This window comes from Pectobacterium fontis (assembly GCF_000803215.1).
Taxonomy (GTDB): Bacteria; Pseudomonadota; Gammaproteobacteria; order Enterobacterales; family Enterobacteriaceae; genus Pectobacterium; species Pectobacterium fontis.
Genome location: NZ_JSXC01000017.1, coordinates 1 through 22,020, shown reverse-complemented (window position 1 = coordinate 22,020; position 22,020 = coordinate 1). Strand labels below are relative to the sequence as shown.

General features: G+C 48.0%; 18 protein-coding genes, 1 tRNA gene and 2 pseudogenes. 12 read left to right on the top strand and 9 right to left on the bottom strand.

Going from position 1 to position 22,020, the window contains the following annotated elements:
• Positions 1–18: 18 nt before the first annotated feature.
• The 6 genes and pseudogenes from cheA to OI69_RS06015 all read right to left on the bottom strand — a co-directional run bounded on the left by cheA (position 19) and on the right by OI69_RS06015 (position 6,462).
• Positions 19–2,016 (bottom strand): chemotaxis protein CheA, encoded by a 1,998-nt coding sequence (gene cheA / locus OI69_RS06040; protein WP_039347386.1) that lies wholly within the window; start codon positions 2,014–2,016, stop codon positions 19–21.
• 33 nt (positions 2,017–2,049) lie between these two features.
• Entirely contained in the window at positions 2,050–3,105 is a 1,056-nt protein-coding gene (gene motB / locus OI69_RS06035) for a flagellar motor protein MotB (protein ID WP_039347384.1), read from the bottom strand.
• On the bottom strand, positions 3,102–3,989 hold the full coding sequence (gene motA, locus OI69_RS06030; RefSeq protein ID WP_039347381.1) for a flagellar motor stator protein MotA: 888 nt from the start codon (positions 3,987–3,989) through the stop codon (positions 3,102–3,104). Before motA ends, motB begins: the two co-directional genes overlap by 4 nt.
• Positions 3,990–4,127: 138 nt before the next feature.
• Positions 4,128–4,706, bottom strand: a complete 579-nt coding sequence (gene flhC, locus OI69_RS06025) for a flagellar transcriptional regulator FlhC (protein ID WP_039347378.1) — start codon at positions 4,704–4,706, stop codon at positions 4,128–4,130.
• A gap of 3 nt (positions 4,707–4,709) precedes the next feature.
• Positions 4,710–5,060, bottom strand: coding sequence for a flagellar transcriptional regulator FlhD (flhD, locus tag OI69_RS06020; protein WP_039347375.1), 351 nt, complete (start codon positions 5,058–5,060; stop codon positions 4,710–4,712).
• Positions 5,061–5,900: 840 nt separating this feature from the next.
• A pseudogene (locus OI69_RS06015) lies at positions 5,901–6,462 on the bottom strand (DMT family transporter).
• A 218-nt stretch (positions 6,463–6,680) separates the two neighbouring features.
• Between OI69_RS06015 and OI69_RS06010 the strand changes: the two are divergent.
• Positions 6,681–8,399: a methyl-accepting chemotaxis protein gene (locus OI69_RS06010; protein WP_039347372.1), complete on the top strand. Its 1,719-nt coding sequence runs from the start codon at positions 6,681–6,683 to the stop codon at positions 8,397–8,399.
• Between the two features lie 230 nt (positions 8,400–8,629).
• Here OI69_RS06010 and dsrB read toward each other — a convergent pair whose 3' ends face one another.
• Positions 8,630–8,833 (bottom strand): protein DsrB, encoded by a 204-nt coding sequence (gene dsrB / locus OI69_RS06005; protein WP_039347370.1) that lies wholly within the window; start codon positions 8,831–8,833, stop codon positions 8,630–8,632.
• Positions 8,834–9,377: 544 nt separating this feature from the next.
• On the opposite strand from dsrB, the gene OI69_RS19100 reads away from it, so the two are divergent.
• The 9 genes from OI69_RS19100 (at position 9,378) to OI69_RS05965 (ending at position 19,748) form a co-directional block, all read left to right on the top strand.
• Positions 9,378–9,596, top strand: a complete 219-nt coding sequence (locus OI69_RS19100; protein WP_072034263.1) for a KTSC domain-containing protein — start codon at positions 9,378–9,380, stop codon at positions 9,594–9,596.
• A gap of 296 nt (positions 9,597–9,892) precedes the next feature.
• Positions 9,893–10,522, top strand: coding sequence for a response regulator transcription factor (locus tag OI69_RS06000; protein ID WP_039347368.1), 630 nt, complete (start codon positions 9,893–9,895; stop codon positions 10,520–10,522).
• A gap of 3 nt (positions 10,523–10,525) precedes the next feature.
• Positions 10,526–12,103, top strand: coding sequence for an MASE1 domain-containing sensor histidine kinase (locus tag OI69_RS05995; RefSeq protein ID WP_039347366.1), 1,578 nt, complete (start codon positions 10,526–10,528; stop codon positions 12,101–12,103).
• 89 nt (positions 12,104–12,192) lie between these two features.
• Complete coding sequence (gene uhpC, locus OI69_RS05990) at positions 12,193–13,518, top strand: MFS transporter family glucose-6-phosphate receptor UhpC (protein ID WP_039347364.1); 1,326 nt, start codon at positions 12,193–12,195, stop codon at positions 13,516–13,518.
• 37 nt (positions 13,519–13,555) lie between these two features.
• Positions 13,556–14,590, top strand: a complete 1,035-nt coding sequence (locus OI69_RS05985; RefSeq protein WP_039347360.1) for an ABC transporter substrate-binding protein — start codon at positions 13,556–13,558, stop codon at positions 14,588–14,590.
• Between the two features lie 154 nt (positions 14,591–14,744).
• Positions 14,745–16,823 (top strand): ABC transporter permease, encoded by a 2,079-nt coding sequence (locus OI69_RS05980; RefSeq protein ID WP_039347357.1) that lies wholly within the window; start codon positions 14,745–14,747, stop codon positions 16,821–16,823.
• A gap of 5 nt (positions 16,824–16,828) precedes the next feature.
• The gene (fbpC, locus tag OI69_RS05975) at positions 16,829–17,887 is read left to right on the top strand and encodes a ferric ABC transporter ATP-binding protein (protein WP_039347354.1); all 1,059 of its coding nucleotides are present in this window, start codon (positions 16,829–16,831) and stop codon (positions 17,885–17,887) included.
• 352 nt (positions 17,888–18,239) lie between these two features.
• Positions 18,240–18,315: transfer RNA gene (locus OI69_RS05970), tRNA-Asn, on the top strand.
• 161 nt (positions 18,316–18,476) lie between these two features.
• Positions 18,477–19,748 carry a tyrosine-type recombinase/integrase gene (locus OI69_RS05965; RefSeq protein ID WP_039347351.1) on the top strand — a complete coding sequence of 424 codons (1,272 nt, stop codon included), beginning with the start codon at positions 18,477–18,479 and terminating at the stop codon, positions 19,746–19,748.
• 133 nt (positions 19,749–19,881) lie between these two features.
• Here OI69_RS05965 and OI69_RS05960 read toward each other — a convergent pair whose 3' ends face one another.
• Both OI69_RS05960 and OI69_RS05955 read right to left on the bottom strand, forming a co-directional pair.
• On the bottom strand, positions 19,882–20,196 hold the full coding sequence (locus tag OI69_RS05960; protein ID WP_039347347.1) for a helix-turn-helix domain-containing protein: 315 nt from the start codon (positions 20,194–20,196) through the stop codon (positions 19,882–19,884).
• A gap of 184 nt (positions 20,197–20,380) precedes the next feature.
• On the bottom strand, positions 20,381–20,695 hold the full coding sequence (locus tag OI69_RS05955; RefSeq protein ID WP_039347344.1) for a helix-turn-helix domain-containing protein: 315 nt from the start codon (positions 20,693–20,695) through the stop codon (positions 20,381–20,383).
• Positions 20,696–20,841: 146 nt separating this feature from the next.
• Here OI69_RS05955 and OI69_RS05950 point away from each other — a divergent pair, with 146 nt between their 5' ends.
• Both OI69_RS05950 and OI69_RS05940 read left to right on the top strand, forming a co-directional pair.
• Positions 20,842–21,114 (top strand): helix-turn-helix domain-containing protein, encoded by a 273-nt coding sequence (locus OI69_RS05950; protein WP_039347341.1) that lies wholly within the window; start codon positions 20,842–20,844, stop codon positions 21,112–21,114.
• 413 nt (positions 21,115–21,527) lie between these two features.
• A pseudogene (locus OI69_RS05940) lies at positions 21,528–22,020 on the top strand (hypothetical protein); the annotation flags it as partial.

Genomic DNA, 22,020 nt, shown 5'->3' with positions numbered 1-22,020 from the left:
TATTAACGATCTATTTTATCAAGCAGCAGTTTCAACCACACGCTTTTCACGATTAAGCGCTTGTAACGCTGAAACATCCACAATCAGCGCAACGCTGCCATCACCAAGAATGGTAGCGGCTGAAACGCCTGGTACCTTGCGATAATTACTTTCTAGGTTTTTGACGACAACCTGATGCTGCCCAATCAATTGATCGACCAACAAGGCATAACGTCGACCTGCACTTTGCAGGATCACAACAATACCCTGAGTCGCATCTGTCTTAGCGCCATCCACATCAAAAATGTGGAACAATTCTACGAGAGGTAAATATTCACCACGAACCTGCAATACTCGCTCTCCACCAGCTAACGGGTATAGATCTTCCGACTGTGGCTGCAATGACTCCATTACGGCGTTAAGCGGTAAAATAAAGACTTCGTTGTTAACTTTAACGGACATGCCATCAAGAATAGCTAACGTTAATGGCAGTAGGATTCTGATCGTTGTGCCTTTCCCAGCCTGGAAATGGATTTCAACGTGGCCGCCCATTTCCTGAATATTCCGTTTCACCACATCCATGCCAACGCCACGGCCAGAAACATCTGTGACCTTTTCGGCTGTTGAGAATCCAGGAGCAAAGATCAACATGCCCACTTCTTCATCCGACATGGACTCACTCACAGCTAACCCTTGAGACAAGGCTTTAGCCAAAATTTTCTCACGGTTTAGCCCAGCCCCATCGTCGATAACTTCAATACAGATGTTACCGCCCTGATGTTCAGCAGAAAGCGTCAAGTTACCTACCGCAGACTTACCTGTAGCAACACGTTTCTCTGGAGATTCGATACCATGATCGAGGCTGTTACGTACTAAGTGTGTCAAAGGATCGATAATGCGCTCGATCAAACTCTTATCTAATTCAGTCGAACTCCCCATTAGCGTTAGCTCGACCTGCTTATCCAGTTTGGCAGCCAGGTCACGAACTAAACGAGGGAAACGGCTAAATACATATTCCATCGGCATCATACGGATAGACATAACCGACTCTTGCAGATCGCGGGCGTTACGCTCCAACTGGCCCATACTGTTGAGCAGATCGCCATGAGCCACAGGATCAAGCTCACTTGAGCGTTGCGCCAACATAGACTGCGTAATCACTAATTCACCAACCAGGTTGATCAATTGATCGACCTTCTCAACCGCTACGCGAATACTGGTATCACCGGTTTTTGCTTTATTTTTTCCGTTTTCCGGGGCGGTTTGTGGTTTTGCAGCAACAGGAGCAGACGGAGTCACTGCTGCTACGGGTGCTTCAACAGCAGACAATGTCTCCACAACTTCAGCAACAGGCTGACTGGCGACAACAGATTTGAAGCTAATTTGTTCCGGCTCAAGAACAAAGCACAGCACTGCACTGATATCGTCTTCGCTTTCAGACGTGACCAATGTCACTTCTACACTCGTATCAGTCTGGTGAGGATCTTTAACTGTTCCCAGATTACCCAGCTCTTCCAGCATCTGAGGTATTTCCTGAGATTTTAGGCCGGTCAATGCGATACGCATTTCGCCTTTACCTGCTGAACTCGCTGGACTAGTTGTGTGCAATGTTGCGACCGGTGCATCGGGCTGGGCAGCAGCAGCATCAGCTTTAGACTCCAGAGCAAGCTGGCGCAGAGCCTGACAGATGTACTCAAAGCTTTCGGCATTGGGTTCCTGCGCGGTTTTATAAGCGTCCAACTGATCCTGCATGATGTCTTTTGTTTCCAGAAACAGGTTGATGATATCGGTGCTAAGACGCATTTCGCCACGTCTTGCCCCATCGAGTAAATTTTCTAAAAGGTGTGTAGTTTCCTGCAATACTTTAAAACCAAATGTACCAGCGCCCCCTTTTATGGAGTGAGCCGCACGGAAAATTGCATTCAATTGCTCAGTATCAGGCTCTGACGGATCCAACAATAATAAGTGCTGTTCCATATCTGCCAGTAATTCATCTGCTTCATCAAAAAAAGTTTGATAGAAAGCACTCATGTCCATGCTCACGTGGTCACCTCTGCTGTGAATCGCGGCTTATTGAGAAGGTGTCGCCTGGCTATCAGGCGCAGCAGGCAACGCAGTCGTTGGCTGTTGACGCTCTGGAGCAGGAACTCCATTCGTTGGTTGTGGCACGTTATTCCCACCACTTCCACTCGTATTATTATCACTATTTTCGGCAGCCGGAGTGGTAGGTTTAGACTTATCCAACTCCATATTTTGTAAATTTTCCACTTTATCTATATTTACAGCAGAGCTTTCTGCATTTTCTTCTTCGATATCCTTTTGCGCCTGTCTACTCAACACCAGCAAGCTGATACGTCGGTTAATCGCATCATTTCCACTTGTTGCCTGTTTCAGGTTCATTGTCGCAGCCATACCAACAACGCGTAAAACCTTTCCATCAGACAAGCCCCCAAAAATAAGTTCTCGGCGTGACGCATTAGCACGATCTGCTGACAACTCCCAGTTGCTATAACCACGTTCGCCCGTCGTATACTGAACATCATCAGTATGACCAGAAATACTCAACTTATTGGGGAAATCATTCAGAATAGGGGCTATTGCACGCAGAATATCTCTCATATAGGGTTCAACCTGCGCGCTACCAGTTTTAAACATTGGACGGTTTTGGCTATCGATGATTTGGATACGTAATCCTTCATCAATCATTTCAATCAACAGATGTGGTCGGAGTGCGCGCAATCGAGGATCGGCTTCAATTAGCTGGTCCAGGCGTTCGCGCAACCTATTAAGTCGGACCTCATCCAACTTTTTTTCCACGTTATCTGTTTTGATAACTTTTTTTACTTCACCATCTTGCTGAGTGGGATCATTTCCTCCACCGGGAATCGGGCTAGAGCTATCGCTTGATTTAGAACCTGAAGTTAACGCAACTTTTAGTGGCGTACGAAAATATTCCGCAATCTGAGCCAACTGCATTGGCGTAGAAATCGCGATGAGCCACATAACCAGAAACAATGCCATCATTGCTGTCATGAAGTCAGCGTAGGCAATCTTCCAGGACCCACCGTGGTGGCCGCCATGTCCAGACTTACGTTTTTTGCGAATAATGGGGTGCTGGTGTTTCATGCGTTACTGTCCGACGCTTGCTGAGTCGGCGATTTTACACGACGAATATGCTCTTCCAATTCTGTAAAGGAAGGACGCTCTGTCGAATATAACGTTTTACGACCAAATTCAACGGCAATTTGTGGGGCATAGCCATTCAGGCTCGACAACAACGTCACTTTAACGCACTGCAATACTTTGATCTTTTCAGCATTCTTCTGACGTAATAACGCGGCCAACGGAGAAACAAAGCCATAAGCAAGTAGAATACCCAGGAAGGTCCCCACCATGGCGTGAGCAATCATCATGCCCAGTTCAGCGGCAGGCCGATCAACGTAGGCAAGTGAGTGAACCACCCCCATAACGGCAGCGACGATACCGAATGCAGGGAGACCATCACCCATCATTGTCAAACTCGACGCAGGTACTTCGCTTTCATGTTCAATCGTTTCGATCTCTTCATCCATCAACGTTTCAATTTCAAACGCATTCATATTACCGCTGACCATCAACCGTAAATAATCGGTGATAAACTCAACAATATTGTTGTCAGCAAGAATATTGGGATAACTTGAGAAAATTTCACTTTCACGAGGATTATCAATATCAAATTCAAGGGAAAGCATGCCTTGCTGGCGGGATTTCGCCATCACTCGAAAGAGCAAAGCCATGAGATCCATATACAATGCTTTATTGTACTTAGAACCTTTAACCAAAAGAGGTAACGCCCGTAGTGTTGCTTTTATCGCCTTTCCATTGTTACCAACGATGAAAGCACCCACGGCAGCACCACCGATGATCAGCAGTTCCGAAGGTTGATAAAGCGCCCCCAAGGTCCCACCGACCATGAGATAACCGCCGAGTATCGAGGCCACAATTATGATATAACCCAATATAACCAGCACAAGAAGTCCTTATAATAAAAAAAGGTGGGCAGAAAGTGAGATAAAACTGCGGAGCCGTAGCCAGGACATACATGAGGAAGAAACCTATCACCGCCGCTTTAACATTCAACAGTGATAGATTTACAAATCGCTACAGGCTCAGACTGCGTGTTTTACCTGTTCATCCAGCAGTTGAGGTATTATATCGGCAAGATTTTGTGAAAGTTTACGCCTTTTTACTGCTCGGGAAGGGGGTTGGCACAAACTACAAACAAAACTGTTTTTAGGTTGATGAGCGTGAGTAATGAACATCCCTTTGCAGCAATTGCATGACGACAGTTGCAGCATACCGCTGTCAACAAACCGGACTAACGTCCAGGCTCGCGTCAATGCCAACAGTGGAGAATCACTCTGTGGCGCACACTGTTCCAAATAAAGCCGGTAAGATTTGATCACCGCTTCAACGCCGCTGCACTGCCCATTTCTGATCAAAAAACTGTAAGCATTGTAGAACATTGATGAATGAATATTCTGTTCCCAGGTCATAAACCAATCCGTTGAAAAAGGTAGCATTCCCTTTGGCGGTGGACTTCCTCTAAGTTCTTTATACAGTTTAATCAAACGTCCACGACTTAACTGAGTTTCACTTTCTAACATCTGTAAACGGGCGCCGAGCGAAATGAGCTCCATCGCCAATTGGATGTCTTTCGCTTCCTGAACAATACTTTTTTCCGCCATTACCTATGCCCTTTTCTTAGGCTGGTTTTCTTCTTTCGAAGTCAACTGTTGTAATAGGTGGCTCGACAACAAAATCCCCGTATGAATCTGCTGTAAATCATCCACACGAGACTCCTGAGTCAACACTTTGATTGTATTGTGATCGTTGAAACGAAAGTGACATATCAGTTGGTTAGTTTCTGCCAATTTCACCATCTGCGGTAAAGTCAGTTGCATCAAAATATCTGCCATCTCGTCATTGATCCCCAGACGAAACATTGCAGAAGCTTTTTCATCATTAATTAAGCGTTGCGCCAATAACAAATAGGACAGATTAATGTCATAAATGTGTTTGAGTAATTCAGAGGTACCCATATTTCCCATCCCGACAGGCTATGTTTAAAACATAAGTTAGGTGATAGACCATATCGCCCAGTTCGAAAATCACTCTCCATTGATGGCATAAAAACTATCGGTGCCAGATACTGCGAGTTACTACTTTATCATTTTTTATTAGGACAACCGTTACGTTGCCAACTTTACGTATCACTCGACAAACCAGTTCATCTGTTGCTTTCTAGTCCTACACCAAAGACTCACCCCAACGACAGAATAGGATTAATCCTAAAGCAAGGCAACTGTACCGCCTAATCCGTAACATATACAACGCAACTGAAGAATGATTTTAGCCATTATGTGACACACATCACACAAATGAAAGCATTATACATCAGCTCATGCTCAGTCAGATCATTTCAATGCTTATTTTTCAGCCAAAAACGCAGGTGGTGCGTTACAAAAAAGAACAATGAAAATAATAAAAAAGAAACAATTTTACTGCTATCTAAATGATAGTTATCAAAAAAATTCGATTACACATCCAGATAGATGTAGCTATGTAAGTCTATACCTTTCACGAGAAACTTACACTTTTTCCCCAAAAAAACTCTTGGCTGCCTGTTCTGGAGCAAAATTGATTGATCTCTTGCCAAACCACTGTTTAACAGTTGCGACGATATAAATGTAGCAATGAAAAGATAGATAAGGGATTATTACATTGATATTAAAAGAATTAGCAGATTGATTACCGCCCAGCTAGCGTGAAGTCATACGCTCCTAACGTATAAGCTTCAACGCTCTCGAACATCGCGTGACAGAATTCGTACTCAGGACAACATGCGGGTTGCATTGTTGCATTATAGAAGTGGTCATCAATCACTTTTTTACCATGCAGTTAACCAACCAAATACCTGACATACCAGGATGAGTGCAAAGAAATATTTCCACTCCAGGATACTTTCATTAAAAAATAGCGCGAATAACAGTGTACTGGACTCGGGAATAAGAAAATTAAATAGTGCAATAACAACGAACCCATCGCCTAACAGCGTGAACCCGATATTCATTCCATTTCTGTTGATATTAACGGCCATCACACCAGCGAAACCTAACAGACAACCGATTATCTTGTTGATATTTAATCTATCATTCTTGTATAAACCATGAGCAAGCAGCACGCTAAAAAAGTACTGGTTGCATTCATGATCGAATATTTAACACCTGTGGTATAAGCCAAACCGATGTAGAAAAAAATATACTGCAATGATGTCTGAAATATTCCCAGCATGGTTAATTGAACTAACTGCCCACGTTGGAAACGTCCAATAGAACGACCACTTATCTCTGCTAATATCAGCAATAGCAACCCGGAAAATGCAAAGCGATAACCAGCAAAAACAAGTTTCCCGGGAATATCTTCCTCTGCAATATGAAACAGTTTGTATAATTTATACTCACGAAATTCTCTTTTCTTTTTAAAGAGTTAAAAACGTGATCGGGATCTCACCGAATTTGATTAAAGTTTCTCAATATCTGCCGATTATCTTTTACATTGGTTGTTTAGCTAATTGATTACCATTTTAGTAGGCACTAAAACCTAAATGCTGATGCCGCTGCCAGTGGCATGGTAAATCATAATTTTCTGAGAATGAGCGAATGGATATGAAAATAACTTCAAGGTCCGATCAGCATGTCGCCGCTGGCATACTGAGCAATTTACGGCTAGTTCCCTTATTCATCATTATTCTGGGTGGTATTATGCTGTTATTCGCAGCATCTATCGGCACATCCAGCTACTTTTTGCAAAGCAGCAATCAGTCATTAGATGACGTAACACAAGAAATCGATACCCGAATGGGGATCACAAACAGCGCCAACCACCTTCGTACCGCACGTCTGCTGTTAATTCAGGCGGCGGCGGCGGCACGTATTGGCGATTCTCAGGTCTTTAATGACAACCTGAAACAAGCCGAGCAGCGTCTGGAACAGTCAAAAAAAGCATTCCTTATCTATGAAGATCGGCCAATTAAAACCCCTCAGGATATGGCATTGGATGGAGATCTACGCAAATCCTATGACGCTTATATCAATCAAGGCCTCATGCTGATGATGACTGCGGCAAAACAGGGCCTGTTTGAAGAAGTTATCACCCTTGAGTCTGAAGAAACCCGAGTGTTAGATTTGGCCTATAACGAATTCTTGCTCAAGGCAGTGGATTACCGTACACAGAGAGCAAAAGAATTAAACGAAACCGCGCATAAAAATGCACTACTTGGCTATTCGTTGATGGGAGGGAGTTTTGCTCTGGCCACCATTTTAACGCTTTTGACATTCTTCCTGGTTCGCCGGATCCTCATAAAACCAATGACTCAGTTGGTGCTGAAAATTCAGCGCATTGCACAGGGCGATTTGACTCAAACGGCAGATCATTATGGTCGGAATGAAGTTGGCACGCTAGCTAGCAACGTTCAACAAATGCAGTCTTCCCTCGTCACTACCGTGACTACCGTTAGGGAAAGCGCAGACGCGATTTATCAAGGCTCGACGGAGATCTCATCCGGTAACACAGACCTTTCCTCGCGAACCGAACAACAGGCTGCCTCGCTTGAGCAGACAGCGGCAAGCATGGAGCAACTCACTGCCACCGTGAAGCAAAACTCAGAAAATGCACACCACGCCAGCCAACTTGCAGCCAATGCATCAGGGAAAGCGAGACAAGGTGGCGAGATCGTCACAAACGTTATCAACACGATGAACAGTATTTCGGGTAGTTCAAAGAAAATATCTGAGATTACCAGCGTGATTAACAGCATCGCTTTCCAAACGAATATCCTGGCACTGAATGCGGCCGTTGAAGCCGCCAGAGCAGGAGAACAAGGCCGCGGTTTTGCTGTCGTCGCAAGTGAGGTTCGCAGTCTCGCACAGCGTAGCGCGCAAGCAGCAAAAGAGATAGAGACGCTGATATCCGAATCCGTCAGCCTAGTCAGTAGTGGATCTGTTCTGGTTGATAACGCAGGCCAGACAATGAAAGAGATCGTCGACGCCGTCACGAACGTCACCGACATTATGGGGGAGATTGCTTCCGCTTCTGACGAACAAAGCCGAGGGATTACGCAGGTCGGCCAGGCGATATCTGAAATGGACAGCGTGACACAGCAAAATGCCGCACTTGTTCAGGAAGCCAGCGCCGCTGCGGCATCCCTGGAAGAGCAAGCAGCATTGTTGACTCGTGCAGTTGCAACCTTTAAGTTATCCAGCCATTTATCCGGTGGTCATTCCGCCCCTATTCGACCAAACGCACTGATTGCCAAGGATCGTTCATCACCCGCTCTATCCCACCAGCGCGTGGATAACGGCAACTGGGAAACGTTCTAATCGTGGGTCTAAAATATATCCCCTGAATAATTCGAGTTTCAGGAAGGCTGCAAGCGTATGAATCCCCGGTCTATTCCAGTCTGTGACCGGGTTAACAAACCGACAGAGAATAAATCTGAACGCGGTTTGCAACGAACTGGATATTGAAAAAATCCACCGCACATGTAATTGGAAGTATGGTGGATATGACTGCGCGCAGGGCTCATCTGAGCCATACGCGCGTAGCAGTGTCACTCTTTTTCCTGCAACACCTTCGGTTCAACAAACGTACCATCTTTGCTATCAACTTCATTAAAAAACCAGATACCTGCTGGATAATCTTTTAATGCAACCAAATACATTATCCCTTCCTGAAACGTTTCCACTGCCAGAACCGTCCCTTCCCGGCGCGTGTTCCCATCGGTTTTAACCGTAACCAGATCATGAACTTTCATCAATTTATCTCAACAACGCTTCTAACATAAAACCAGTATTATCATTAAGTTACCATGCATGATAGTACCGACGTGAAATGTCTATTCCATTTATTTTTAACAACGCCATGTTGCCCTTCCCTGTCAGTAAATATCATTATCAGGCCAAAGCCAAGGGCAGAAACTGGAGCGAATAAGCGTCAGAGTCACCATGTTGTCTCTTATTGCAACCCGACACTTCGGGTGACATCTGAAAAAGAATAGCCGCAATTTATCACAGCAGATTTGCATCATTCCTCTAGCCATACAGATAAATCCGCCTTAATTGAACAAATTCACAGCATTAAAACGATAAATCACCGATTTCACTAACCAATCCGCCAGAAATTTGATACATATTCAATAAATAAGCATGATCGTCAACAATGTGTCATGCGATGAATTTTTATAGTTTGAGCTTATTTTGTACCCTGAATCATGCGAGTTTCAGGACAAGACGTTAACGTTCCTAACAACGTACAGACAACGTAAAGTATGGCGGGTATAGACAGGGGAGGATCAAGCATTGCAGCGACAACAGGTTTCATCATCACGAATTGATTCCATTGGGTATGATCCCAAGACACATACCCTTGAAATAGCGTTTCATAATAAAGATATCTATCAATATGTTGGCGTCCCTGAATCTATCTATAAAAAGTTCATTTCTGACGCTGTCGTCTCTAAAGGTCGTTTCTTTGACGGCGTAATAAAAGATAAATTTTTATGCCGAAAAAATAGGTAAATAGACCTTTTCCCCCAACCATTTCACTGACGGCGACACGTTATCAGCAATAAGAACACCGTCTTTAGCTGGCATTAAATTCGTGTGCTGCCCCCCTTTAAATAATTCGAGCTTCAGGACAAAACGTTAACGCCAATGGGGCGAGGTACACATAAGTGTGCCGAGTCACGTAGGCAACGTGAAGTATGGTGGGTATATCTGTTAAGCCGATTCCATTTTAGCGATCTGCTATTGCTCGCCCCTTGATTCCGCCGCATTATGGAACTTTGATAGCTCAACATTCACATGACAAAACCATGATTAATGTGGCATTGGTTGACGATCACATCGTTGTACGGTCTGGCTTTGCACAGCTTCTGGCTTTAGAAAATGACATTCAGGTCGTTGGACAATATGCGTCAGCAGCGCAGGCGTGGCCGCATCTACTCAAACAACCGATTGACGTTGCCGTTATTGATATTGCCATGCCGGATGAAAGCGGCCTGTCGTTATTAACTCGCCTGCGTCAGCAGCGCCCCCATTTTCGCGCCATTATTCTGAGTATCTATGACACCACCGCGTTTGTACAAAGCGCACTGGACGCGGGAGCGGGTGGCTATCTCACAAAACGCTGTGGCCCTGAAGAGTTAGTGCAGGCGGTTCGTGTGGTCAGCAGCGGCGGCCTTTATTTGTGTGCCGATGCTTTGCACGCCATTCGCCACCAGCAGCAGCCACCGAAGGAATTACTGGCGCTGACCCCACGCGAGCGGGAAATCTTCAGCCTGCTGATCAACGGAGTTAGTGTGAAAAGCATCGCCGAACAGCTCGCGCTCAGCCATAAGACGGTTCACGTTCACCGTGCGAATATTCTGAGCAAATTGCAATGTGACTCCACGGTAGAGCTGGTTCACTTTGCGCTGCAACACCAGTTACTCGCAGGAAAATAGACCATGCGTCGCCTGCACGTCATCGGCATGACGCTGTTTCTGGCCTTTTTCTACAGCCTGACCTGGCTGGCGCTGTGGACCATCAGCTTCTATTTGAGCAACAACGGCCAGCAGGCGGCGTTGCTGTTGCCGCAGGGGCTACGATTGGCGCTACTGATTTTGCTACCGCGAAAATACTGGCCAAACTTGCTGCTTTCAGAAATTGCGATTCAGAGTTGGCTTGTCAGCGAACAGCTCATCACACGTTCGTTACTTCTGCTTTCCCCCTTTCTCAGCCTGATTCCGGCGCTTATTACGCATAAAATTTGGCATCGCTACACGCTGTATTGGCAACGCCTCATACTGCTGCTGGCGGCATTGACACTCAACACAATCCTGCACGGCATCGCCATTGGCCCCTGGCTAGATACGCAACTGACACAAACGCTACTGGCAACATTTACCGGTGGTGTCCTGCTGATTCCATTCATTTATCTATTGTACGAATACATCAAACAACAGCACTTGCAGACGCTACTGGCACAGGAGATCCCCGATCCGCCCCTGCGCACCTCGCTGCTGATCTGGTGTTCGCTGTTTTTTTCTATCGGTGTTTGCCTGCAAATGGCATTTACTCCCGAGATGGAACGCCTGCTGCTGATCTTCGTTTTTCTACCTAATGTGATGATGGCGTATAAATTCGGCTGGCAAGGCGGCGTGCTCTCTGCCGTACTCGGCAGCCTGATGATTACCGTTACTCGTCAGGTGAGCGGTGCTTTCGGCGACCTGCGCGAACTGGAACTCTTTCTCTCTACGCAAGCGCTGCTCGGTATTGGATTGGGGATCGCCATCAGTCGTCAGCAGCAACTGGCACAGCGACTTCAACGTTACCGCCACCAATTGGAACAAGAGTTGAAAACCCGACGGCGGCTCATGGAGCGCATCATCCATACTGAAGAGGCGGTGCGCAAAGACATCGCGCGCGAGCTGCACGATGATATCGGCCAGAACATCACCGCCATTCAGATTCAGGCTATGCTGGTAAAACACAGTGCGCCAACCGATGCAGCTCAGCATGCCGCCGGACAAATCAGCGAGCTGTCGCGACGCATCCACCACACCACACGCCAGCTTCTGCGCCAACTACGCCCACCGGTACTGGATGAAATGGTGCTGGATAAAGCACTGCATCACCTGGCGGATGAGTTTGCCTTCGCTGCTCGCGGTATTCAGTTTCAGTTGGATTATCAGCTTCCCACGCCGCCTCGCGATGACGTGGTGGTTTTCACGCTTTATCGGCTGGTGCAGGAGTTGCTGAATAACATCAACAAGCACGCCAGCGCCACGCAGATTACGGTTCGCCTCTCCCAACAGGATGATCTGATTACGCTCGACGTGATTGATAATGGCGTCGGTATCGCACAAAAAGACAGGACGAAGCCGACAAGCGGTGGCTTCGGCCTGCGGGGCATTGAGGAGCGAGTGCAGGCGCTGGGGGGGAACTGGTTAGTGAAAGCGGCGTCCAGTGGGGAACCAACGTCCCCCCGAGGCACGCACATAATTGTTAACTTGCCCACAAAATTTAAACAAAAAGACAACTAGCTAGGAATTATTCCTAGTCATCTAAAACCTTGTCTCATCCTTTTTCACTCGCATCCTCCTACTCTTCTCTCAACGCGACGGAGAACCCTATGCAGGCACCCATGTTTCCAACGGGACAGCTTTCACCGACACAGATCAGCCAACGCTATCGTTACTGGCGACCGCGGTTACTGATTTCCATGGTCATCGGGTACGCCACGTTTTACCTGACGCGTAAAAGTATCAACTTCGTCATGCCGGTGATGCAGTTGGAGTTAGGGTTAAGCAAAGGCGATATCGGCCTGCTGGGGACGCTGTTTTATCTCTGTTATGGCGCGTCCAAATTTATTTCCGGCATGGTGTGCGATCGTTCTCAGGTGCGCTGGTTTATGGGCGTCGGGCTGATGATTACTGGCGTACTGAATATTCTGTTCATGTACTGCCAGTCACTCACGGGTTTGCTGATTGTCTGGGCGCTGAACGGTTTTTTTCAAGGTTGGGGGTGGCCACCTTGCGCCAGACTGCTGAGCAGTTGGTATTCGCGTAATGAGCGCGGCCTCTGGTGGGGATGCTGGAATACGTCGATCAATATCGGCGGTGCCGCGGTTCCCTTGCTGGCGGGCTATCTGGCCTCCGAATGGGGATGGCAGGCGGCGCTGCTGGTGCCGGGCATCATCGGGATTATTATCGGGCTGTGGCTATGTTGGCAACTGTGCGACAAACCACAGCAGCAAGGCTTACCTAGCGTTGGCCAGTGGCGGCGCGATGCACTGGAGCTTCGTCAGGAGCAGCAGAGCCCACCGATGCCGATGCGACAGATTCTGCGCGATGCCATTTTGCGTAATCGCACCATCTGGCTACTCGGGGTTTCCTACATTCTGGTGTATCTGATTCGTATCGCACTGAATGACTGGGGGAACATCTGGCTATCGGAAAGCCACGGTTTCAACCTGCTCAGTGCGAACGCGACGCTGTCGCTGTTTGAACTGGGCGGGTTGCTGGGGGCGCTGTTTGCGGGTTGGGGATCGGACCTGCTGTTTCGGGGTCAACGCGCACCGATGATTTTGCTGTTCGCACTCGGACTATTTTTAACCATGACCGCGCTGTGGCTGGCACCTATTCACCACTATTCGCTGCTCGCGGCCTGTTTCTTCAGTATCGGTTTTTTTGTTTTTGGACCACAGATGTTGATCGGCCTGGCTGCGACGGAATACAGCCATAAGGATGCCGCAGGTACAGTGACAGGTTTTCTGGCGTTGTTTGCCTATCTGGGGGCAGCGCTGGCCGGCTGGCCGTTAGCACTGGTGCTGCAACACTATGGATGGTCGGGATTTTTTACCCTACTGGCGTTAGCGTCAGCCTGCATCGGACTGTTACTGATGCCGCTGCTGATGGCGGGTGTCAGCCGTCGGGAACGTTTGATGACATCAAAATAGCAATAACAACAGATAGATACCTATAAAGGAAAACATCATGAAACTGCGTACCTTAACTACACTGATCGCCGCTGGACTGACCGTTGCTGCCGTGACCACCACCACCGCTCGCGCTGAGGGACGTTTGGTCGTTTACTGTGGTGCCACTAACACCTTCTGTGAAGAAGAAACCAAAGCCTTCGGCGAAAAACACAACGTCAAAGTCTCCTTCCTGCGCAACAGTGCCGGAAGCACATTGGCAAAAATCGAAGCCGAAAAGAAAAACCCGCAGGCTGACGTCTGGTATGGCGGCACGTTGGATCCCCAATCTCAGGCTGGTGAAATGGATCTGCTGGAGCCGTATCAATCCCCCAATCTTGAACAGATCATGTCACAGTTCCGTGACCCTGCAAAACGCAAAGGCAACTATTCCTCTGCTATTTATGTTGGCATCCTTGGTTTTGGTGTGAATACCGATCGCCTGAAAGAGAAAAACCTGCCGGTTCCACAATGCTGGAAAGATCTCACCAACCCGGTCTACAAAGGTGAAATCCAGATTGCCGATCCACAAAGCTCCGGCACGGCCTACACCGCACTGGCAACGTTCTCCCAGCTTTGGGGCCAGGATCAAGCTTTTGATTACCTGAAAAAACTGAATGCCAACGTGTCGCAGTACACCAAATCCGGTATTGCCCCGGCACGTAACGCCGCCCGTGGCGAAACCGCTATCGGCATCGGCTTCCTGCACGACTACTCGCTGGAAAAAGAGAAAGGCGCCCCGCTGACGCTGGTCTCCCCGTGTGAAGGCACCGGCTATGAAATTGGCGGCGTCAGCATCCTGAAAGGCGCGCGCAACATGGATAACGCCAAGCTCTTCGTTGACTGGGCGTTGTCGAAAGAAGCACAGGAACTGTCATGGAAAAAAGGCCAGTCCTACCAGATTCTGACCAACACCACTGCCGAAGCCTCTCCACTGTCACTGAAGTTGCAGGATCTGAAGCTGATCAACTACGACATGGACAAATATGGCGCAGCAGACGTGCGTAAGGATTTGATTTCCAAGTGGGTTAACGAAGTGAAAATGGGACAATAATCCTTGAAATCAGGAGCACGGTTGTCACCTGCTACCAGCCGTGTTCCTACATTTCGTGAAGCCCGACCATTACCGACATTTATTGCCAGACCTTTGTGATATTTCAGTTTCATACAACAATTTTTATAACATGATGCACGCACCAGGGAACCTTATGTCACACACTCTCACTCTTTCACCGACGCCTAAGCGGGATCCCGTTTTCCTGTGGCTGGCGCTGATTGCAGCAACCTTCTTGCTGCTGCCAGCGTGGAGCCTGGACTACGGCCTGTTTAATGCCTCACGCGATGAACTGCTGTCGGCCTATAGCTGGTCTAACCTGAATATTAGCCTGCTATGGTTCCTGCTACCCATGGGGCTACTGGCACGTCCGTTACTTACGCCTAGCCGGGAACAACGTAGCCGCCACCGCTTTGATGCAGCGTATGCCCTGTTCTGTGCCTTTTTCGTGGTCATCAGCGCAACGGTTGAAGGCCGCGGAATGGGCTATGGCACCATCGTACTATTTATCGCGTTGAGTGCGATTATCACGCTGGCGCTCGCACGGCTTGACTGGCTGGGCGGTGATCGCTTCGTCATCGGCTCGCTCATCAGCATCATCGCGCTGATTGGCGTGTTTATTCTTTACCCCAGCATTGCGGTTTTCATCCCGATGCTCACCAACGACAGCGGTGAATTCGCGCCGCTGGCGTTTATGCAAATACTGAGTCAGGCACACATTTTACGGGTGATCTGGAACTCATTTCTGCTCTCGGTTGCCGTTGGTATCGGCTGTACTTTTTTCGGTATGGTACTGGCGATTTATACCTCACGTATCGCTCGCCGTTCTGCGATTATCGGCCGTATCTTCTCCATTCTGCCTATCGTTACGCCGCCGTTTGTCGTTGGGCTAGGCGTAACGCTGATGATGGGACGCTCCGGTTATGTTACCGAACTGATGGTCGATTGGTTTGGGCTAACAAACACTAACTGGCTGTACGGGTTTACCGGGATCTGGCTGGCACAGGTTCTGGCTTTTACGCCGATGTCGTTCATGATCCTGGAAGGCGCGATGAAGACCATTCATCCGTCGCTGGAAGAGGCGTCATACACGCTGCGTGCCAACCGCTATCAAACCTTTCAGCGGGTTTTCCTGCCCTTATTGAAACCGGCGCTCGCCAACTCGTTCCTGATCGTGATCGTCCAGTCGCTGGCCGATTTCAGTAACCCGCTGGTACTGGGCGGTAATTTTGACGTACTCGCTACCCAGATTTACTTCTATATCACTGGTGCACAATTGGATTATCAGGCCGCCAGTACGCTTGGCGTTATCCTGCTGCTGTTCTCACTGGTCGTGTTCTGTATCCAGTATCTGTGGATCGGCAAACGCTCCTACGTCACCATTTCCGGTAAATCCTATCGGGGCGATGTGCAGCCACTGCCGGTATCGCTAGTGTGGATCGTCAGCATCCTGCTCTATGTCTGGATTGCCTTTAACGTCCTCTTGTACGGCAGCATTTTTTACGGCAGCTTTACCGTTAACTGGGGCGTCGATTACACCCTGACGCTGGCAAACTTCAGTAAGCTGTTCGGGCAAGGCTTTAACGACGGCGCCTGGCCTTCCCTGCTGGATACGCTGCTGTTCGCGGGCATCGCCGCACCGATTACCGCACTGTTCGGGCTACTGATCGCCTACATCGTGGTGCGCCAACAGTTCTACGGCAAAAAAGCCATTGAGTTCACCACCATGCTGTGTTTTGCGGTGCCGGGCACCGTTGCCGGTGTGTCTTACATTCTGGCCTTTAACAGCGCACCGGTTTACTTAACGGGAACGGCGGTGATCGTCATCATGTCGATGGTCATGCGTAACGTGCCGGTCGGTATTCGTGCCGGTATCGCCGGGCTGGGGCAGTTGGATAAATCACTCGATGAGGCATCACTCAGCCTGCGAGCGGGTTCAATGCGCACGGTATTCTATATCCTGCTGCCGCTGCTGCGTCCGGCTATTTTATCCGCGCTGATTTACAGCTTCGTACGCGCCATCACGACCGTCAGCGCCATTATCTTCCTGGTCACGCCAGACACCCGCGTCGCCACGTCTTATATTCTTAACCGCGTGGAAGACGGTGAATACGGTATGGCGATTGCCTACGGTTCCATCCTGATTGTGGTCATGCTGGCCATTATTTTCTTGTTCGATTATCTGGTCGGTGAAGCGCGGGTTTCCCGCTCGAAAGCCAAGAATAGTGACTAAGCGGAGTGATTACCTTGAATACTGAAAAAAACTTTGTTGAACTGAAGCACGTCACTAAACGTTTCGGCAGCAACACCGTCATCGATGATTTGAATCTGGCGATCCCACAGGGGAAAATGGTCACGCTGTTGGGGCCGTCAGGCTGCGGTAAAACGACGGTACTCCGCGCCGTCGCCGGTCTGGAAAAACCGACGGCAGGCCAGATTTTCATCGACGGCGAAGACGTCACCGAGCGCTCAATTCAACAGCGCGATATCTGCATGGTGTTCCAGTCTTATGCCCTCTTCCCACACATGTCGCTGGGAGAGAATATTGGCTATGGGCTGAAAATGCTCGGTCGCCCGAAGGCAGAAATCAATCAACGCGTCAAAGAAGCGCTGGCGCTGGTCGATCTGGAAGGGTTTGAAGATCGCTACGTAGATCAGATTTCCGGCGGTCAGCAACAGCGTGTCGCCTTGGCGCGCGCCCTGATCCTCAAGCCTAAAGTCTTGCTGTTTGATGAGCCGCTGAGTAACCTTGACGCCAACCTGCGCCGCAGCATGCGTGAGAAAATCCGCGAGCTTCAGCAGCAGTTCAACATCACCTCGCTGTATGTAACACACGATCAGAGTGAAGCCTTTGCGGTATCCGACATGGTGCTGGTGATGAACAAAGGCAAAATCATGCAGTTGGGCGCGCCACAGGAACTTTATCGTCAGCCAGCTTCCCGTTTCATGGCGAGCTTCATGGGAGATGCTAATATCTTCCCAGCCACCTTTACAGCAGACAGCGTGAACATCTATGGTTACGCCATTCCGCGCCCGCAGGGATTTGCCGCCGGATTGAGCGAATCGACCGTTGGTATTCGCCCGGAAGCCATTACGCTCAGCCATCAGGGCGAGGAAAGCCAGCGTTGCACCATCACGCAGGTCGCCTATATGGGGCCACAGTACGAAGTGCAGGTGGACTGGCACGGCCAGTCGATGCTGTTGCAGGTTAACGCGACACAGCTTCAGCCGAATCCGGGCGACAGCTACTATCTGCAAATTCACCCTTACGGCATGTTTGTGCTGTCCGAGCAGTAACTATCGGGCTGCCCTCCAGCCAATACCGGGAGCCTTTGCTCCCGGTTTTACGTTTAACCATATTACCCACGACAATTTTAGCCTGCGTTAATGAACATAATTTGTTACACAGTGTCCTTTAACACACACAATAGCCGCCAGCTAAAGTTTCATAATATTCAATCGTACCAACGAATTAGCGTGGATTTATGTCAGACACTTTCTCAGGTACAGAATCAACCGCCCACATCTCATTCTGTATTTGCCAAAAATATCGACAGATTGCACATTGGCTAAACAGTCAGACAAGAAAGCTGATTTTGCCGTTGACAGTACTGCGGGGGCTGGATATCATGCGCCCCGTTCACACGATTCCTCTGTAGTTCAGTCGGTAGAACGGCGGACTGTTAATCCGTATGTCACTGGTTCGAGTCCAGTCAGAGGAGCCAAATTCTTGTTTTTATGCCGCTTTGCGAATCCTTATGTGATGCTGATTCAATAAGTTAGCGTGAAAAGTCTTCCCGATGCATTTTCAGTTTACCCTCTGCATCGGGAGAATTTGGTGGTCAGATTTGGGGTCTTTCCGGTTCGATAATGGAGTGACCCGCATATGTCCCTTAACGACTCAAAAATCCGCAACTTAAAACCACCTGCTACCCCCATAAAACTATCCGATTCACACGGCCTGTATCTTCACGTTAAACCTACTGGTTCACGTCTCTGGTACTTCAGATACTATTTTTTTGGCAAAGAGACCCGCATAGCGTTGGGTGCTTATCCGCTAATCAGTCTGTCAGAAGCACGCCAGAAGCGTGACGAACTCCGCAAACTGCTGGCGCAGAATATCAACCCGGCACAGCAACGTGCCGCTGAAAAGGCGGCTCGTTCACCTGCAAGGAGTTTCAAAACCGTGGCATTGAGCTGGCATAAAAGCAACCGAGCATGGTCAGAGAACCATGCCGTCCGTCTACTTGCCAGCATGAACAATCATATCTTCCCGATAATTGGACACCTGCCAGTCACAGAACTGAAAACTCGCCACTTCATCGAAGTGCTGAAAGGAATTGAGAAAAAAGGTCTGCTGGAAGTGGCGGCGCGTACCCGGCAGCATATGTGCAACATCATGCGTCATGCCGTGCATCAAGAGTTGATAGAACATAATCCAGCGGCCAATCTGGACGGGATAATCGCCCCGCCCGTTAAACGCCACTATCCTGCCCTTCCGCTGGAGAAACTACCGGAACTGTTAGCCCGCATTGAGGACTACAAGCAAGGGAGAGAATTAACCCGTTTGGCAGTATCGCTCACCCTGCACCTTTTCATCCGTTCCAGCGAATTGCGTTTCGCCCGTTGGTCTGAGATCGATTTCAGAAACAAAATCTGGACCATTCCGGCTACCCGTGAAGCCATCCCCGGAGTGCGTTATTCCGGGCGTGGTGCCAAAATGCGCACGCCGCATATCGTTCCCCTCTCCCGTCAGTCCATCACTATTCTGAAACAGATACGGGAAATCTCTGGGCATCAGGAACTCATATTCCCCGGTGACCATAATCCGTATAAACCAATGTGCGAAAACACGGTCAACAAGGCTTTGCGCCTGATGGGTTATGACACAAAAGATGAAATCTGCGGTCACGGATTCCGGGCAATGGCCTGTAGTGCCTTGATGGAATCTGGACTATGGGCACAGGATGCCGTTGAACGCCAAATGAGCCATCAGGAACGCAATAGCGTTCGAGCGGCTTACATCCATAAAGCAGAATATCTTGATGCCCGTAAAGCGATGATGCAATGGTGGTCGGATTATTTGGATACCAACCGGGAAGAATATGTTGCGCCGTACATTTATGCTCAACAACATAAGACGGCTGGAGCTGCCTGATCGATAACGCTCCTAAGAGCAGATCCTGATAACAGGATCTGCTTTTCAGACAGCGAGAAAATCTTGCCTCAGCATTTCACAAACAGTCGAGAAATGTCAGTAAATTGCTCAGACTGGATACGTGAATGAAGGTCTATTGCGGGGTAATCAACAACGTAGAATTAGGGTTACTTTTCTTATAACGATGATACTGCAAGATTAGCGTTGCGAGATCTTCATCGACAGCATAGAAATACGCTTCTGGCACATCCAACACCGCCGCAAACCGGCAAACCAGACCAAAATCCGGCGAACTGACTTCCCTTTCATATTGGCTTACGCGGGAACTCGATGTCTCTTCATCCAGTCCAGCGAGACAACCGAGCTCGATCTGTTTTAATCCTGCATTCACTCGGGCCAATCTTAATCGTTTACCAATCACGGCATTACCTGCTTCGCAGATTAACATTACCCGATTATCGCCGTTCCCTCCACGCCGCTCTTAAAGTCGTTCTTCGCCCAGTGAATTTAAAATTTATTTTTGGTTATTTTAAACTCAAAAATGAAGGTTTAATTTATTGAGAGTAGGAATAATTAAATTTAGAAGGGTAAACGCAAAGGAATTGAACACCAGACGCATTAGGCCACCAACCTTACTGGGGTGTGATCAGCAGCGTGGTGTTAGGGTTGGCTTTCTTGAAACGGTGATACTGTAAGATCAAGGTGGCGAGATCGTCATCAACGGCATAGAAATACGCTTCTGGCACATCCAGCACCGCCGCAAACCGAGAAACCAGCCCAAAATCTGGCGAACTGACTTCCCTTTCGTATTGGCTCACACGGGAACTTGCCGTTTCCTCATCCAAACCAGCAAGGCAACCGAGCTCTATCTGCTTTAACCCCTTGTTCACTCGGGCTAGTCTTAATCGCTTACCAATCACGGTGTTATCCACGGTACTGATCAACATAGACTGATTATCGCTTCTCTCAGCAACCCCTTCTTAAAGCATTTCTTCCTTAAATAAATTTTATCTTTATTTTTGGTTGTTTTATCACCCATAATAAAGATATAGTTTACTGGAAGAAGTAAAGTTTCAATCCAAGAGGAGGAAGTATGAACATTGAACAACAGGAACAACGAATGGACTGGCATCCTGCCGATATCATTGCAGCTCTGCGTAAACGTAAGACAACGTTAGCAGCCGTATCACGTGAGGCAGGCCTTAGTTCATCAACGCTCGCAAATGCACTAAACCGCCCCTGGCCGAAAGGTGAACGACTGATTGCAGACGCACTGGGCATACCAGCAAGTGACATCTGGCCGAATCGCTATTTCGATTCACAAGGGCTGCGCATTCCGCGAGAAATTCGTCATAAAAACAATTAGATCACTTGCTGGTTTAAGCGCCAACCATCAGGGAATAACATTCTGGTTTCCACTCGATTCAACCGTGTCACATCATCAATTGGTTCGTTAATTACCTCGAACCAATTGATATGCCCTGAATCAGGATATTTTCATTCTTTTTTGATGCGGAGCTTTGGTCGTATTGCTCTGAATAAAACCAGCAATACACAGAATAAAAATCGACATGAGGAAGTTGACCCATCTGCTGATAGCGTCCCAGTTGGAACATTTTTGTGATCGCCAGCGAAAAGCGATTAATAACACCATCGTTATAATAACAACCTCTCATTAATCCTATTCCTCATTTTTAGAATCCTATCTATACGTCATGGCTGCATAAGGGAATGTTAGACACCTATGCATATATCATTTTCATATAAAGGAGATGAATCATGATAATGAAAAATAGGATGTTCAATACCAAAAGTGATGCATTTAACTGGATTACGATACCAGAAGCTATAGTGATAGCGACTCAGATAAGAAACTCACCGTTAACAGAAGCTGATATTTATCGCCATGCCTTATATGGTGACATCAACCTTTCGATCTACTTCCAATCTCCAGTCATCTTACGAAGAATCAAAACATCAAATGCTAAGGCAAAACTTAAGCCTATAAGCAATCATTTGATTAACCAGCTATGCATTCTCGAAAAAAACTGTTTCATCAATAACAGAAACCTAATCGTTACCACCGAGGGAAAATATGCTTACCCCACTCAACAAGTGATTGATACAACGCTTATCGGCTATGAATACGTTCTGGTTCAACGTTTATTAGCGAGATCTCTGGGTATTCCACAACCCGTAATCGGAGAAAATCACGTTAACTATGGTCTTACTGTCAATATCGGCGACGATCACTTGATCTGTCCCCGAAATT

Bases quoted from the DNA above. Each gene is read 5' to 3' on its own strand.
- OI69_RS05950 (WP_039347341.1), top strand. From the start codon at position 20,842: ATGAACATTGAACAACAGGAACAACGAATGGACTGGCATCCTGCCGAT.
- dsrB (WP_039347370.1), bottom strand. From the start codon at position 8,833: ATGAAAGTTCATGATCTGGTTACGGTTAAAACCGATGGGAACACGCGC.
- OI69_RS06000 (WP_039347368.1), top strand. From the start codon at position 9,893: ATGATTAATGTGGCATTGGTTGACGATCACATCGTTGTACGGTCTGGC.
- flhD (WP_039347375.1), bottom strand. From the start codon at position 5,060: ATGGGTACCTCTGAATTACTCAAACACATTTATGACATTAATCTGTCC.
- OI69_RS05965 (WP_039347351.1), top strand. From the start codon at position 18,477: ATGTCCCTTAACGACTCAAAAATCCGCAACTTAAAACCACCTGCTACC.
- OI69_RS05985 (WP_039347360.1), top strand. From the start codon at position 13,556: ATGAAACTGCGTACCTTAACTACACTGATCGCCGCTGGACTGACCGTT.
- OI69_RS05955 (WP_039347344.1), bottom strand. From the start codon at position 20,695: ATGTTGATCAGTACCGTGGATAACACCGTGATTGGTAAGCGATTAAGA.
- cheA (WP_039347386.1), bottom strand. From the start codon at position 2,016: ATGGACATGAGTGCTTTCTATCAAACTTTTTTTGATGAAGCAGATGAA.
- uhpC (WP_039347364.1), top strand. From the start codon at position 12,193: ATGCAGGCACCCATGTTTCCAACGGGACAGCTTTCACCGACACAGATC.
- OI69_RS05995 (WP_039347366.1), top strand. From the start codon at position 10,526: ATGCGTCGCCTGCACGTCATCGGCATGACGCTGTTTCTGGCCTTTTTC.
- OI69_RS06010 (WP_039347372.1), top strand. From the start codon at position 6,681: ATGGATATGAAAATAACTTCAAGGTCCGATCAGCATGTCGCCGCTGGC.
- motB (WP_039347384.1), bottom strand. From the start codon at position 3,105: ATGAAACACCAGCACCCCATTATTCGCAAAAAACGTAAGTCTGGACAT.
- OI69_RS05980 (WP_039347357.1), top strand. From the start codon at position 14,745: ATGTCACACACTCTCACTCTTTCACCGACGCCTAAGCGGGATCCCGTT.
- OI69_RS05960 (WP_039347347.1), bottom strand. From the start codon at position 20,196: ATGTTAATCTGCGAAGCAGGTAATGCCGTGATTGGTAAACGATTAAGA.
- flhC (WP_039347378.1), bottom strand. From the start codon at position 4,706: ATGGCGGAAAAAAGTATTGTTCAGGAAGCGAAAGACATCCAATTGGCG.